General features: G+C 70.0%; 16 protein-coding genes. 9 read left to right on the forward strand and 7 right to left on the reverse strand.

Annotated features, from left to right (window positions below; all coding sequences use genetic code 11):
- Genes rbfA through ACZY1G_RS21710 form a run of 3 tightly spaced genes read left to right on the forward strand, consistent with a single transcriptional unit; the run spans position 1 to position 2,801 of the window.
- Positions 1–516: a 30S ribosome-binding factor RbfA gene (rbfA, locus tag ACZY1G_RS21700; protein WP_463816817.1), complete on the forward strand. Its 516-nt coding sequence runs from the start codon at positions 1–3 to the stop codon at positions 514–516.
- A complete protein-coding gene (locus tag ACZY1G_RS21705; RefSeq protein ID WP_463816816.1) occupies positions 497–1,486 on the forward strand; it encodes a DHH family phosphoesterase in 990 nt (329 codons plus the stop codon). Before rbfA ends, ACZY1G_RS21705 begins: the two co-directional genes overlap by 20 nt.
- Positions 1,479–2,801, forward strand: a complete 1,323-nt coding sequence (locus ACZY1G_RS21710; RefSeq protein ID WP_463823575.1) for an MATE family efflux transporter — start codon at positions 1,479–1,481, stop codon at positions 2,799–2,801. The genes ACZY1G_RS21705 and ACZY1G_RS21710 overlap by 8 nt, the downstream gene beginning before the upstream one ends.
- A gap of 147 nt (positions 2,802–2,948) precedes the next feature.
- Here ACZY1G_RS21710 and ACZY1G_RS21715 read toward each other — a convergent pair whose 3' ends face one another.
- Positions 2,949–3,710, reverse strand: coding sequence for an enoyl-CoA hydratase (locus ACZY1G_RS21715; RefSeq protein WP_463816814.1), 762 nt, complete (start codon positions 3,708–3,710; stop codon positions 2,949–2,951).
- Between the two features lie 45 nt (positions 3,711–3,755).
- On the opposite strand from ACZY1G_RS21715, the gene ACZY1G_RS21720 reads away from it, so the two are divergent.
- Both ACZY1G_RS21720 and ACZY1G_RS21725 read left to right on the forward strand, forming a co-directional pair.
- Positions 3,756–4,022, forward strand: a complete 267-nt coding sequence (locus ACZY1G_RS21720; protein ID WP_463816813.1) for a DUF2277 domain-containing protein — start codon at positions 3,756–3,758, stop codon at positions 4,020–4,022.
- Positions 4,019–4,579 (forward strand): DUF1802 family protein, encoded by a 561-nt coding sequence (locus tag ACZY1G_RS21725; protein ID WP_463823576.1) that lies wholly within the window; start codon positions 4,019–4,021, stop codon positions 4,577–4,579. Before ACZY1G_RS21720 ends, ACZY1G_RS21725 begins: the two co-directional genes overlap by 4 nt.
- Here the strand turns inward: ACZY1G_RS21725 and ACZY1G_RS21730 are convergent.
- Together ACZY1G_RS21730 and ACZY1G_RS21735 are read right to left on the reverse strand one after the other, a co-directional pair.
- Positions 4,568–6,181, reverse strand: coding sequence for a CocE/NonD family hydrolase (locus ACZY1G_RS21730; RefSeq protein ID WP_463823577.1), 1,614 nt, complete (start codon positions 6,179–6,181; stop codon positions 4,568–4,570). The genes ACZY1G_RS21725 and ACZY1G_RS21730 overlap by 12 nt on opposite strands.
- 22 nt (positions 6,182–6,203) lie before the next feature.
- On the reverse strand, positions 6,204–6,776 hold the full coding sequence (locus ACZY1G_RS21735; protein ID WP_463816810.1) for a DUF3558 domain-containing protein: 573 nt from the start codon (positions 6,774–6,776) through the stop codon (positions 6,204–6,206).
- A 138-nt stretch (positions 6,777–6,914) separates the two neighbouring features.
- Here ACZY1G_RS21735 and ACZY1G_RS21740 point away from each other — a divergent pair, with 138 nt between their 5' ends.
- From ACZY1G_RS21740 to truB, 3 genes are read left to right on the forward strand one after another with little or no spacing between them, the layout of a single operon-like run.
- The gene (locus ACZY1G_RS21740; RefSeq protein ID WP_463816809.1) at positions 6,915–7,862 is read left to right on the forward strand and encodes a metallophosphoesterase family protein; all 948 of its coding nucleotides are present in this window, start codon (positions 6,915–6,917) and stop codon (positions 7,860–7,862) included.
- Complete coding sequence (pptT, locus tag ACZY1G_RS21745) at positions 7,859–8,536, forward strand: 4'-phosphopantetheinyl transferase PptT (RefSeq protein WP_463823578.1); 678 nt, start codon at positions 7,859–7,861, stop codon at positions 8,534–8,536. Before ACZY1G_RS21740 ends, pptT begins: the two co-directional genes overlap by 4 nt.
- Entirely contained in the window at positions 8,533–9,432 is a 900-nt protein-coding gene (gene truB, locus ACZY1G_RS21750) for a tRNA pseudouridine(55) synthase TruB (RefSeq protein ID WP_463823579.1), read from the forward strand. The genes pptT and truB overlap by 4 nt, the downstream gene beginning before the upstream one ends.
- Before the next feature lie 52 nt (positions 9,433–9,484).
- Here truB and ACZY1G_RS21755 read toward each other — a convergent pair whose 3' ends face one another.
- The 4 genes from ACZY1G_RS21755 to ACZY1G_RS21770 are packed head-to-tail and all read right to left on the reverse strand — an operon-like array spanning position 9,485 to position 12,943.
- Positions 9,485–10,171, reverse strand: coding sequence for a 3-oxoacid CoA-transferase subunit B (locus ACZY1G_RS21755; RefSeq protein ID WP_463823580.1), 687 nt, complete (start codon positions 10,169–10,171; stop codon positions 9,485–9,487).
- A complete protein-coding gene (locus ACZY1G_RS21760; RefSeq protein WP_463823581.1) occupies positions 10,168–10,968 on the reverse strand; it encodes a CoA transferase subunit A in 801 nt (266 codons plus the stop codon). Before ACZY1G_RS21760 ends, ACZY1G_RS21755 begins: the two co-directional genes overlap by 4 nt.
- Positions 10,965–11,735: a 3-oxoadipate enol-lactonase gene (pcaD, locus tag ACZY1G_RS21765; RefSeq protein WP_463823582.1), complete on the reverse strand. Its 771-nt coding sequence runs from the start codon at positions 11,733–11,735 to the stop codon at positions 10,965–10,967. The genes ACZY1G_RS21760 and pcaD overlap by 4 nt, the downstream gene beginning before the upstream one ends.
- Complete coding sequence (locus ACZY1G_RS21770) at positions 11,732–12,943, reverse strand: acetyl-CoA C-acetyltransferase (RefSeq protein ID WP_463823583.1); 1,212 nt, start codon at positions 12,941–12,943, stop codon at positions 11,732–11,734. Before ACZY1G_RS21770 ends, pcaD begins: the two co-directional genes overlap by 4 nt.
- A gap of 87 nt (positions 12,944–13,030) precedes the next feature.
- Here ACZY1G_RS21770 and ACZY1G_RS21775 point away from each other — a divergent pair, with 87 nt between their 5' ends.
- The gene (locus ACZY1G_RS21775; RefSeq protein WP_463823584.1) at positions 13,031–13,909 is read left to right on the forward strand and encodes a LysR family transcriptional regulator; all 879 of its coding nucleotides are present in this window, start codon (positions 13,031–13,033) and stop codon (positions 13,907–13,909) included.
- The last annotated feature ends 16 nt before the right edge of the window (positions 13,910–13,925 follow it).

A 13,925-nucleotide genomic window follows, 5' to 3' on the forward strand; every position in this document is an offset into this window, starting at 1 on the left:
ATGGCTGATCCTGCACGCGCGAAGCGGATGGCCAAGCGGATATCCACGATCGTCGCGTCGGCAATCGAGTACGAGATCAAAGATCCTCGGCTCGCCGGCGTGACGATCACGGATGCCAAGGTCACCAACGACCTGCACGACGCGACGCTGTTCTACACGGTGCTGGGCCGGTCCCTCGACGAGGAACCGGACTACGAAGGCGCCGCCGTCGGGCTGGAGAAAGCCACAGGCGTCCTCCGCACCAAGGTCGGGGCCTCGCTCGGGGTGCGCTTCACCCCGACGCTGGCCTTCGAACGCGACACCGTCCCCGACGCGGCCCACCGGATGGAGGAGCTGCTGGCCAGGGCGCGCGCGGCCGATGAGGATTTGGCGAGAGTTCGCGAAGGTGCCAAGCACGCTGGCGAGCCGGACCCGTACCGTGTAATCGGGGCGGAGGACGAAGACCACGGGCCAGACGAGGCGAACGCTGAGGACACCGGTGACTCCGACACGCTCCATGACCGACACGACCGCTGACGCCTTGACGGGTGCCCGGGTCGACGCCAGGGGCGCCGCCGAGTTGCTGGCCTCAGCGGGGTCGGTCAGCGTGCTCTGCCACGTCCACCCTGACGCCGACACCGTGGGTGCGGGTCTGGCTCTGGCCCTGGTTCTCGACCGGATCGGCACCAGCGTGCAGGTCACGTACGCAGAGCCGGCTGAGCTGCCCGATTCCCTGCAGTCGCTGCCGGGCGGTCGGCTGCTGGTGGCCCCCGATGATCTGCGCCGAGATGTCGACCTGGTCGTCACGGTCGACGTACCCAGCATCAATCGACTCGGCGGGCTGTCGGACCTGGTGACCGCCGACCGGCCGGTCCTCGTCATCGACCATCACCACAGCAACCAGATGTTCGGCACCGCCAACTTCGTCGACGCGACGGCCGATTCGACGACGATGATGATCGCGGACCTCCTCGACGCGTGGGGCGAGCCGATCGACGAGGCCGTCGCGCACTGCGTCTACGCGGGCCTGACCACCGACACCGGATCGTTCCGCTGGGCTAGTGCGCGGGGGCTGCGGCTGGCTGCGCGCCTGATCGAGCTCGGCGTCCACAATGCCGTCGTGAGCCGCACGCTGATGGACACGCACCCGTTCGCGTGGCTGCCGATGCTGTCGCGGGTGCTGGGCACAGCGCAGCTGATTCGCGGGGCGTGTGACGGGCGAGGCTTCGTCTACGCCGTGGTCTCACACCAGGAATGGCTCGATGCCCGGCCCGAAGAGGTGGAGAGCATCGTCGACATCGTGCGCACCACCCAGGAGGCCGAGGTGGCCGCGGTGTTCAAAGAGATCCGGCCGGCGCAGTGGTCGGTGTCGATGCGGTCCAAGGCACTCGACGTCGCTGCGGTCGCCGCCACGTTCGGCGGGGGCGGTCACCGGTTGGCCTCGGGATTCTCCGCGACGGGCAGCGCCGAGGACGTCGTTTCAGCTCTGTGCAGGGTTCTTGGCTGACGCCGACGGGGCCCTGGCGCCCGCCACCAGCCGGCGCATCGCCGCACTGGCGTTCCCAGCGCTCGGTGTGCTCGCCGCCGAACCTCTCTACCTCCTGTTCGACCTCGCCGTGGTGGGGCGCCTCGGTGCGCTGAGTCTGGCGGGGCTGGCGATCGGCGCGCTGATCATGGGCGTGCTGAGCTCGCAGTTGACGTTCCTGTCCTACGGCACGACGGCGCGTGCGGCGCGCTTCTACGGCCGCGATGACCGCGCGGCAGCGGTTGCCGAGGGCGTTCAGGCGACGTGGTTGGCCGCGGCGATCGGCACGGTGGTCGTGGTCGCCGTGCAGATCTTCGCGGTCCCGCTCGTCACGGCGCTGGCCGCCGGCGGAGACATCGCCGCCGCGGCGCTGCCGTGGGTGCGCATCGCCAGTCTGGCGGTCCCGGCGATTCTGGTGGCCGCCGCGGGCAACGGGTGGATGCGTGGCGTGCAGGACACCGCCCGGCCCCTGCGCTACGTGGTGATCGGCTTCGCCATCGCGGCGGTCCTGTGCCCGACGCTCGTGTACGGCTGGTTCGGAGCGCCGGCCCTGGGCCTCGCCGGGTCGGCGGTCGCGAACGTCATCGGTCAGTGGATCGCGGCGGTCCTGTTCCTGCACGCGCTGCGTGTCGAGCGGGTGCCGATTCGCCCGCGCCCGGCAGTGTTGCGCGCGCAGATGGTGATGGGCCGCGACCTGGTGATCCGGACGATGGCGTTCCAAGCGTGCTTCATCTCGGCGGGTGCGGTGGCGGCGCGGTTCGGGGCAGCGGCTGTGGCCGCCCACCAGGTGGTGCTGCAGCTGTGGAGTTTCCTTGCGCTGGTGCTGGATTCGTTGGCGATCGCGGCGCAGTCGCTGGTGGGCGCCGCGCTGGGTGCGGGCAAGCTGCGGCACGCCCAGTCGGTGGCCTGGCGGGTGACGGTGTTCTCTGCGGTGGCGGCGAGCGTGCTCGCGGCGCTGTTCGCGCTCGGCGCCTCGGTGGTGCCGGCCGTGTTCACCGACGATCGCACGGTGCTCGACCAGATCACCGTGCCGTGGTGGTTCCTGGTCGCGCAGCTGCCGGTCGCCGGAGTGGTGTTCGCGCTCGACGGCGTGCTGCTCGGCGCCGGCGATGCCCGGTTCATGCGGACGGCGACGCTGGTCAGCGCGCTGCTGGGGTTCCTGCCGCTGATCTGGCTGTCGCTGGTGTTCGGGTGGGGTCTGCTCGGCATCTGGTCGGGGCTGAGCACGTTCATGGTGATGCGGCTGGTGTTCGTCGGCTGGCGCACGCTGTCGGGTCGCTGGCTGGTCCCGGGTTGACCAGCCCTTCGGCGAGCGCGCGGGTTTGTACAGCGGCGCGCCGCCGGTCCTGTACATCTGCGTGCGCTCGTCGCCGCCGAGCGCACGCGGACTGCCGCCCAGGCCGGCGTGTCGGCGTGCAGACCCGCGCGCTCGCCGAACAACCGGTCAGCGCACTTGGCTGCGGCCGCGCTCGATGACCGTCGCGCGGCTCGCCGCGATGTCGTCGCCGGAGGCGCTCTTCATCCACTCCCGGGCCGACGCCGCCTCGAGCCACAGCGGACCGCTGGTCTGCGTGTCGTCGATCAAGTGGTACGAGCGCATCAGGGCGCGCACGGCCTTCTGGTTGTTGCCGACGATCGACGTCGCGACCTGGCGCGCGGTGTCGAGAAGCTGATCATGCGGCACGACCTGCGTGACCAGGCCGGTGCGCAACGCCTCGTCGGCCGACAGGTAATCGCCGGTCATGCTCATCCGGCGCGCCATCCCGACACCCACCTTCTGCGGCAGCCGGACCGACAGCCCCCACGTCGGAAGCAGACCGACCCGCGCATGGGTGTCGGCGAAGCGCGCGTTCTCCGACGCGATCAGGATGTCGCAGTACAGCGCGATCTCGAGGCCACCGGTGACCGCCGCGCCGTTGATCGCGCCGATCACGGGCTTGGACATCGGCGGCCACTTGGGTGAGATGTCGGGCAACTCCGTGGTGTTGCCCAGCTCCTTGAGATCGAGGCCGGCGCAGAACACCGGGTCGGCGCCGGTGACGATGACGACGTCGACGCTGTCGTCGTCCTCCGCCGCGCGCAGTGCCGCGTAGAACTGGCTGCGCAGCGCCGCCGAGAGCGCGTTTCGCGCATCGGGGCGGTTGAGCGTCAGCGTGCGGATCCGGTCGCGCGTATCGATGAGCAGGACATCGGAGGCGTTGGTCATCTGCTCACCGTATCGACCTGGCGACCCGCGCCTATCGTGGAGGTCATGTGCCGAAACATCACCGAATTGCGCGGCCTGGAGCCAGCGGCGACCGACGAGGAGGTCGAAGCCGCCGCACGCCAGTACGTCCGCAAGGTCAGCGGAATCACCCGCCCGTCCGGCCCCAACGTCGAGGCTTTCGAGACCGCGGTGGCCGAGGTGACCGCGACCACCCGGCGTCTGCTGGATGGTCTGGCGCCGCGCCGCCAACCACCGAAAACCATTCCGCCCCTTCGCCGTCCCGAGGTGCGGGCCCGGCTCGCGCAACGATGACAGCGACGCTGACCAGCCCCGGGCTCAAGGAGTGGAGCGCGGCGGTGCACGCGCTGCTGGACGGCAGGCAGACCGTGCTGCTGCGCAAGGGCGGAATCCACGAGAAGCGCTTCGAGGTGGCCGCCCCGCGCTTCCTGCTGTTCCCGACCGTCGCGCACAGCCACCTCGACCGGGTGCGGCCCGAGCATCGGGACCTTCTCGAGCCCGCTGCAGCCGACAGCACTGAAGATCAGGTCGTGGTGCGTGCCGGTGCCCGTGTGATCGACGCGATCGAGGTCACCCGCCCGGAGAGCCTCGGTGACATTGCCTCCGAACATATTTGGACAGCGGCGTCGATTCAGGAGGATCGGCTGGACTTTCGTCCCCGGCACCGCTTGACGGTGCTCGTCGTCTCTGCCGCAGCCCTGACCGAGCCGGTGACGCTGCCCCGCACTCCCGACTACCGCGGCTGCACCAGCTGGGTGAGCCTGCCGGTCACGCCGCAGTGGGGTGCGCCGGTGCACGACGACGCGGCCCTGCGCGAGATCGCGGCGCGCGTGCGCCGCTCAGTCGGCTGACGGCAACACCAGCCGCGACCTGCCGTCCAGCGCCACCGTGTGCTTGGCTGTCGCCAATGACGTTGCGGTGGAGAGGGTTTCACCGGTGCCCAGGTTCCGGACGAACCGGGGATGCGATCCGCCGGCGATCAGCACCCGGATACGTGACCCGGCCGGGAACACATGGGCCGTCGCGTCGAGGTCGATCCGCACGCTGTCCGCGTCGGGCACCGATGCGAGGTAGCCGTCGCTGACGTTGCGGGAGTTGCCCTGCGCGTCCACCTCGCTGATGCGGACGAAGAGGTCGTTGAAGGGGTTCTCGCACGTGTGCGCGAGTTCGACGAACGGCTCGCCGATGACGCAGAGGTCCGCGGCCAGTGGCGTGCTGGTGAAGGTGAGGACGTCGGCACGGCGGGCCAATGCGGTGTCGTCGCGGTAACCGGAGGCGGGGGAGAGCAGCCGCCCGCCGATCGTCGGGGTGGGGTCGGCCGGGTTGTAGACGAACGAGGCCGTGCCGGTCGACTCGGGCTTGCGCTCGGCCAGGTGGCGGGCCGGATGCAGATGCAGCACCCGGTCGGTCGACGCCGGCGGCCAGTCCGGCAGGTCGCGCCAGCCCGCCCCGGCGACGTGGATGCGCACCGGTGAGGCCCGGCGTAGGGGGATGCCGGACAGGTGCGCACCAAGCCAGTCCAGTGATTCACGCAGTGCGGTCGGCGCGGCGCTGGTCATCATGTGCGAGTGCGTCCAGGGGCCCACCGTCAGACCCGTCGGCACGCCGCGGGAGCTCAGACGCCGGTATTGCTCGAGCGTCTGCTCGAGAAAGAGGTCCTGCCACCCGCTGAGCAGCAGCACCGGGACGTCGGTGCGCTCCAGCGCGTCGCCGAGGTGCAAGCCCGTCCAGAACGGGTCCGTCTTCTCGGGGTGGTCGAGCCAGGACTCGAACCAGCTCGCCCCGTCACCGAGCAGCGCCCTGCTGGACTCGCCGAGCGGAACGCCCAGCGACGCGGCGGTGACCAGCTGCTGCGCGCGGGCCTGCCGGAGCAGCTGGCGCAGCCGGTGCCCGTCCTCCTGGCGGCCGACCAGATCGCTCCAGCCCAGGAAGTCGTTCAGCGCGAACGACCCGGTGCCCCAGCGCGGCCCGGTGACGTCGTGCGGGCCGACGGTGATCACGGCGGCTTTGAATTCGGGCGGCGGGTCGGCCAGCAGCGCCCACTGGGTCCAGCCCAGATAGGACAGCCCGATGGTGCCGAACGTGCCGGTGAACCAGGGTTGTTCGCGCAGCCACGCGACCGTGTCGGCGCCGTCGTCGACCTCGTGGACGAACGGGTCGAACTCGCCGCCGGAGCCGAAGGTCCCCCGCACACTCTGCAGCAGCACGTGGTAGCCGCGCGCGGCGTAGACCTGGCCGTACAGCGCGGCGAACGGCCACGCACGCCCGTACGGACCGCGCACCAGCAGGGTGCCCGCGGGCGTGCCGCTGCGCGGGGCGTAGTGGTCGGCGACGAGATCGACCCCATCGCGCATCGGCACCCGCAGCCCGCGGTCGACGGAGACCTCGGTGCTCGGCGGTGGAAGGTGGAGCAGGCTGCTCAGCCGGCTCGTCACGGCATGTTTGACGCTCACCCGCGCCAGGCTAGGAGATCGCTCAGAACTTGTAGAACGGGGCCAGTTCGTGGGCGCGCTGCAGGTTGGTCTGCATGCAGTCCGGGTCGGGCTCGGAGTAGATCGGCGAGTAGAACAGCGATTGCTGCAGCACGCCGTAGCTGGTCTTGAACGCGATCATGCAGGTGATCCACCACCGGTTGTTCCAGTCGGTGGGCTTCATGATCCAGTACTGCGCGGCCCGGTGGCCGTCGATGTCGAGCTCGACTGCGTCGGGCGGCAGCGTCTGCTCGTAGGTGCGCCAGACGAACGCCTCGACCGCCATCTGATAGTTGCCTGCGTCGTAGTGGCAGCGCAGCCCGTCTTCCGGCGCCGGCGGCGTGTACGCCAGCCCGATACGCGCGACGACGTCGAGGGGGATGTCCCGGCACGGATCGAACGGATCAGGATTGACGGTCTCGATCACAGGCCATTTGATCGTGGTCATCGGGATGTCGGTGGACCGCAGCTGAACTGCGTCCGGGCCGGCCACCGGAGCCGGCTGCGCCTGGCACACCACCACGACGGCGGCGACGAGAGCACCCAGTGCCGACAGCAATCGCGCCTTCGCGAGCATCGCACCCCTCAAATCCCGATCCGGCCCCGTCCCTGCCCGGAGTGTAACGGCCGACGACCGGCTTCACGGCAAGACCTTAGAACCTGTTCTAGTTGCCCGGAAGCGGGGGTGGGCGGCGCACCAGTAGGCTCCCAGGTTGTGAACTCCGAGGATCGCCGCCCGACGCTGTGGGCGGTCAGCGATCTTCACACCGGGCACACCGGGAACAAGCCGGTCACCGAGTCCCTGCACCCCGCCAGCCCGGATGACTGGCTGATCGTCGCCGGCGACGTGGCCGAGCGCACCGACGAGATCAGGTGGGCGCTGGATCTGCTGCGCAAGCGGTTCGCGAAGGTGATCTGGGTGCCGGGCAACCACGAGCTGTGGACCACCTCCCGCGATCCGATGCAGATCTTCGGCCGCGCCCGCTACGACTACCTCGTCAACATGTGCGACGAGATGGGCGTGATCACCCCTGAGCACCCCTTCCCGGTGTGGACCGACGAGGGCGGTCCGGCGACGATCGTGCCGATGTTCCTGCTCTACGACTACTCCTTCCTGCCGCAGGGCGCGGGCACCAAGGCCGAGGGGCTGGCGATCGCCAAGGATCGCAACGTCGTGGCCACCGATGAGTACCTGCTGTCGGCCGAGCCGTACTCGACGCGCGACGCTTGGTGCCGGGAGCGGGTCGCCTACACCCGCAAGCGCCTCGAGGAACTGGACTGGATGGACCAGACGGTTCAGGTCAATCACTTCCCGATGGTGCGTGAGCCCTGCGACGCGCTGTTCTACCCCGAGTTCGCGATGTGGTGCGGCACCACCGCGACCGCCGACTGGCACACCCGCTACAACGCGGTGTGCTCGGTCTACGGCCACCTGCACATCCCGCGCACCACCTGGTACGACGGGGTGCGGTTCGAGGAGGTGTCGGTCGGATACCCGCGTGAGTGGCGGCGCCGGCGGCCCTACCGGTGGTTGCGCCAGATCCTGCCCGACCCGCAGTACAGCCCCGGCTACCTCAACGAGTTCGGCGGCCACTTCCAGATCACCCAGGAGATGCGGGAGCACGCGGAGAAGATGCAGCAGCGCATCAGGGATCGGGCATGATCGCTGCGACCCTGCTGGCCGGTGTGCTGCCCGGTGACCTCGACGGTCTCGCCGCGGCCGAACTGTATTCCGATCCCAAGGAATTGGCGCCGCTGCCCGAGGAGGAGCCGCTGATCGCCAAGTCGGTGCCCAAGCGCCGCAACGAGTTCATCAGCGCGCGCTACTGCGCGCGGCAGGCACTCGTCGAGCTCGGCTCAGAACCCGCCCCGATCCTCAAGGGAGACAAGGGTGAACCGTGCTGGCCGGACGGGTTCGTCGGCAGCCTGACCCATTGCGAGGGGTTCCGCGGCGCGGCGGTCGGTCGCCGCGAGCACGTCCGCTCGGTGGGCATCGATGCCGAGCCCAACGGCGTGCTGCCCGATGGTGTCTTCGATGCGATCAGCATCCCAGCCGAGCGTTCGGAACTGACCGCGCTGCCGCCAGGCGTGCATTGGGACCGAGTCTTGTTTTGCGCCAAGGAGGCAACGTACAAGGCCTGGTTCCCGCTGACGCGGCGGTGGCTGGGTTTCGAGGACGCCCACATCACCTTCGACGTCGACGGATCCGGTGAGGCCGGCACGTTCACCTCCGAGATCCTGATCGATCCCGAGGCGCTGTCCGGTCCGCCGCTGAGGTCGCTGACCGGTCGGTGGGCGGTGCGGGGCGGCATCACGCTGACCGCGATCGTGCTGTGAGTGCGCCGGGTCTGGTCATCGTCGACAAACCGGCAGGGATGACCAGCCACGACGTGGTCGGTCGGTGTCGCAGGCTGTTCGGCACCCGCAAGGTGGGCCATGCCGGGACGCTCGATCCGATGGCGACCGGCGTGCTCGTGGTCGGAATCGATCGGGCCACCAAGATCCTGGGCCTGCTCACCGCTACCGACAAGTCCTACGACGCGACGATCCGGCTGGGGCAGACGACCACCACCGAGGATGCCGAGGGCGAGGTCTTGCGGACCGTGTCGGCGGCGGAGGTGACCGACGACCAGATCGAGGCGGCGATCGCCCCGTTGCGAGGGGCCATCGAGCAGATCCCGTCGGCGGTCAGCGCGATCAAGGTGGGGGGCAAGCGGGCCTACCAGATGGTGCGCGACGGGGAGTCGGTCGAATTGGCGGCCCGCCCGGTGCGCATCGACCGCTTCGACGTCGTGGCCGTGCGCCGCGGGGGCGATGTGGCCCATGTCGTCGATGTCATCGATGTCGATGTGACGGTGGACTGTTCGAGCGGAACCTACATCCGGGCACTGGCGCGCGACGTGGGGTCCGCGCTCGGGGTGGGGGGTCATCTCACCGCGCTGCGGCGCACCCGGGTGGGCCGGTTCGGCCTCGACCATGCGCGCACGCTCGAGCAACTCGCGGAGGCGCCGACGCTCAGTTACAGCCTCGACGACGCCTGTCTGCAGGCGTTTCCGCGCCGCGACCTGACCGACGCCGAGACGATCGACACCGGCCACGGGCGCGCGCTGGCGGCTGCCGGCGTCGACGGCATCTATGCGGCGACGGCGCCCGACGGCCGGGTGATGGCGCTGCTACGCGACGCCGGGTCGAAAACCACCTCGGTCGTCGTGATCCGCCCGGCGACGCTGTAGAGAGAACTGTGACGAGCATTCGCGAAGCCGGGGTAATCCACCTGACCCGCGTCTACGCCAAGCTCGGCGTCCGCTCCCGGTCGGAGCTGGCGGCGCTGCGGCGCTGACGGTCGTCGGTGACCGGTGCGCCGGTGGCCGCGACCACCTGGTCGAGGGACACTTCCGGTGCCAGCTCGACGACCGCGAAGCCGGTCCCGGTCACATCGAAGACGCCGAGGTCGGTGATGACCCGACTCACCACGGCCTTACCGGTGAGGGGAAGGTCGCACGTCAGGACCAGCTTGGCGGCACCAGATTTCGACACGTGGTCCATCAGTACGATCACCCGTTCGGCGCCGCTGACGAGATCCATCGCACCGCCCATGCCCTTGACCATCGAGCCGGGCACCATCCAGTTGGCGAGGTCGCCGTTGGCGGCCACCTGCATGCCGCCCAGCACGGCGACGTCGACGTGACCGCCGCGGATCATCGCGAAACTGGTGGCAGAGTCGAAGAACGACGCGCCGTCGACCACCGACACGGTCTGCTTGCCGGCGTTGACCAGGTCGGGATCGACCTCGTCGTCGTAGGGGAACGGCCCGACGCCGAGAATCCCGTTCTCGGCGTGCAGGGTCACCGCCGACCCTTCCGGGAGGTGATCGGGGATCAGGGTCGGCAACCCGATGCCGAGGTTCACGTAGTCGCCGTCGCGCAACTCCCGCGCGGCGCGGGCCGCCATCTGCTCACGTGTCCAGCTCATGCCGTGACCTCCTGCTGGTCGGGTCGGGGGCGGGTGGTGCGTTTCTCGATTCCCTTGCGGGCGGCCTGATCCGGGGTCAGTGCGACCACCCGCTGGACGAAGATGCCGGGCAGGTGGACCTCGTCGGGGTGCAGCTCGCCGACCTCGACGACGGTTTCGGCTTCGACGACGGTGATACGTCCGGCCATCGCGGCCGGCGGGTTGAAGTTGCGGGCGGCGGCGTGGAACACGCAGTTGCCTGCCCTGTCGGCGACTGCGGCGCGCACCAGCGCGTAGTCGGTGACGATTGACTCCTCGAGCAGCATCTGCCGCCCGCCGAACGTGCGCACCTCCTTCGGCGGCGACGCCAGAGCCACACTCCCGTCGGGGTGATAGCGCCACGGCAGGCCGCCGTCGGCCACCAGGGTCCCCACGCCGGTGGGGGTGAAGAACGCCCCGATGCCGCTGCCCCCGGCCCGCAGGCGTTCGGCCAGCGTGCCCTGCGGAGTGAGTTCGACGGTGAGCTCACCGGCCAGGTACTGGCGGGCGAACTCCTTGTTCTCGCCGACGTAGGACGCGATCACGCGGGAGATGCGCCGGGCTTCCAGCAGCAGGCCGAGGCCACCGCCGTCGACACCGCAGTTGTTGCTCACGATCGTCAGATCGGCTGCGCCCTGGGCGAGCAGCGCCTCGATGAGGAACCACGGGATGCCGGCCAGTCCGAATCCGCCGACCGCCAGGCTTGCCCCGTCGGGGATCTCGGCGACGGCGTCGTGTGGTGTGGCCACCACCTTGTCGAGTCTCCTGCTCGATGTCATTGCTGCTCCAGGTGTTCGATGAGGGCGGCCGTGACGACCGCGGGCTGTTCGGCGTTGGCGAGGTGGGCGGCGTGGTCGACGACCAGAGACCGCGCGCCGGCGATGGCGGCCGCGATGTCGGCGAGCTTCTGCGGCGGAGTCGCCGGGTCGTCGGCGCCTGCGATCGTCAGCGTCGGCGCAGTGATGGCCGAAAGCTGTTCGCGCAGATCACATTCGGCGATCGCGTCGCAGCACGCGGCGTACCCTTCGGTCGGGGTGGCAGCGACCATGTCTTCGTAGCCGCGGCGCGCATCGGGGTTGCCGTGCAGGTAGTCGGCGGTGAACCACCGCTCGACCACGGGGGCGGCCACCGCTCGAGTGCCTTGCGCACGGACCAGCGCGGCACGCTCGGTCCATGCCGCTGCCGGGGGCAGCGTAGCGCCGGTGCAAAGCAGTGCGAGCCGGTCGACGCGCTCGGGGGTGCGCTGGGCGACGCGCATCACCGTCATGCCGCCGAGTGACAAGCCGACCAGGTGGGCGCGCTCGATGCCGAGACGATCCAACAGCGCCACGAGATCGTCGGCCAGATCGTCCACGCAGTACGGGCCGGTCGGTACCGGCGAATCTCCGTGGCCGCGGGTGTCGTAGCGAACCACCCGAAAGTGCTCTTCCAGCACCGAGATCTGGGCGTCCCACATCCGGTGGGTGGAGCCGAGAGAGTTCGACAGCACGACCGTCGGCGCGGTCTGCGGACCCGTGACGACCGCGTGTACCTCGACGGCGGTCACGAGATCGCCTCGAACACTGCTGCGAGACCCTGGCCGCCGCCGATGCACATGGTCTCCAGCACGGTGCGGGCCCGGCGCCGGCGGGCCTCGTACGCCGCGGTGGCGAGGATGCGCGCCCCGGTGGCGCCGACCGGATGGCCGAGTGAGATGCCGGACCCGTTCGGGTTCAGCCGGTCGTCGAGTGGATCGACCTTCCATTCGGCGAGGACGGCGAGCACCTGAGCGGCGAATGCTTCGTTGAGCTCGATCAGGTCGACGTCGTCGAGTGTGAGACCGGCCCGGTCCAGGGCGGCCGTGCTGGCCGCGACGGGGCCGAGTCCCATCGTCTCGGGTGCGCAGCCGGTCACCGCCCATGACCGCAGAAGCAGGAGCGGGTCGAGCCCGCGCCGCTCCGCCTCGGCGCGCGTGGTGACCACGCACATCGCGGCGCCGTCGTTCTGTCCGGACGCGTTGCCGGCGGTGACTGTCGACTCGGGATCGAGTCGTCCACGGACAGTGCGCAATTCGGCGAGTGAGTCGGCGTCGACGTCGGCGCGCGGATGCTCGTCGCGGTCGACGACGACGTCGGGTCGGCCTCGGGTGCCGGGAATTGTCACGGGCACGATCTCGTCGGCGAAGTGGCCGGCCTCGTGGGCGGCGACCGCCCGCTGGTGTGACCGGGCGGCCATGTCGTCCTGCTCGCGGCGGGTCAGGCCGTAGAGGCGGCGTAGGTTTTCCGCTGTCTCGATCATGCCGCCGCTGATCGGATGCGTTGCACCGCCGGCTGTTTCGCGGGCCCGGTCGAGCCGGTCGACCAGGGTGACGCCGCCCTGGCGGACGCCGGTCCGCAGGCCGAGCGCGTAGTGCTCGACGTTCGACATGGATTCGGCGCCGCCGGCGATGACGAGATTCGCAGCACCCGTGGCGATCTGGCCCGCGGCGTACAGCACCGCCTGCAGACCGGAGCCGCAGCGGCGGTCGATCTGCACGCCGGGCACCCCGGTGCCCAGGCCTGCGTCGAGCGCGGCGATGCGTCCGATCGCCGGTGCCTCTCCGCTGGGGTAGCCGTGCCCGAGGACCACGTCGTCGACGTCGCCCTCGCCGAGGCCCGTGCGATCCGCGAGTGCGCGCAGGGTGGCGGTGGCCAGGTCGGCGGCGGTTCTCGTCGACAGCGAGCCGCCCATCCGGCCGACCGGTGTGCGGAGCGGGGAGCAGATGACGACGTCCATGTCTGCCAAGGTAGGTCTCGGCAACGATATTCTGAAATACACAAATGACGGCTATTGATATGTTCTGCATATCAAAAGGAGGTAGGCGTGGAACTGCGGCATCTGCGTTACTTCCGGGCGGTCGCCGAGGAACTGCACTTCGGCCGCGCGGCGGAGCGTCTGCACATCGCTCAGCCGCCGCTGTCCCAGCAGATCCGCCAGCTCGAACGTGAACTCCGGGTGACCCTGCTGACTCGCTCCACTCGCAGTGTCGAGCTGACCGCGGCGGGACGGATCTACCTCAGCCGGGCCGTCGAGATACTCGACGCCGTCGACGCGGCCGCCGACCAGGCCCGCCGTACGGAACAGGGTGTGGAGGGCAGGCTGATGATCGGGTGCGTGGGGTCGGCCACCTACTCCCTGTTGCCGGAGCTGGTTCGTGAGCTCCGGCGCACGCTGCCGGAGGTCGACGTCAATGTCCAGGGCGAGATGCTCGCTCCGGCGCAGGTCGAGGCACTGCGCGCCGGGGAGATCGATCTCGGCTTGCTGCGGCCGCCGGTGCGCCATCCCGACATCGCGGTCGAGACCCTCCGCCGCGAGCGGCTGCTGGTGGCGCTGCCGACCGACCACCGGTTCGCCGGCCGCGAGTCGATCGATGTCGCCGATCTCGCGGACGAGGATTTCATCAGCCACGCCGGGCGGGGTCGCTCGCGCATGCAGACCGAGCTGACGGCACTGTGCGCCGCAGCGGGGTTCGTCCCGACCGTTCGCCACGAGGCGGAGGAGACCTCGACGTTGGTGACGCTGGTGGCCGCGGGCCTGGGGGTGGCGATCGTGCCGGAGCCGACGTCGGGGCTCGACGTGGCTGGGGTGTGCTACCGCCCGCTGGTCGACCCGGCGTTCATCGACCTGGTCGTCGCCTACCGCAATCCCGGTCCGGACCCGTTGGTCGCCAACGTGGTTCGCGTGCTGCGCGGCATGGTGTGAACTCGTCCCAGGTTGA

The sequence above is a fragment of the Mycobacterium sp. IDUB_5 genome, assembly GCF_055419565.1.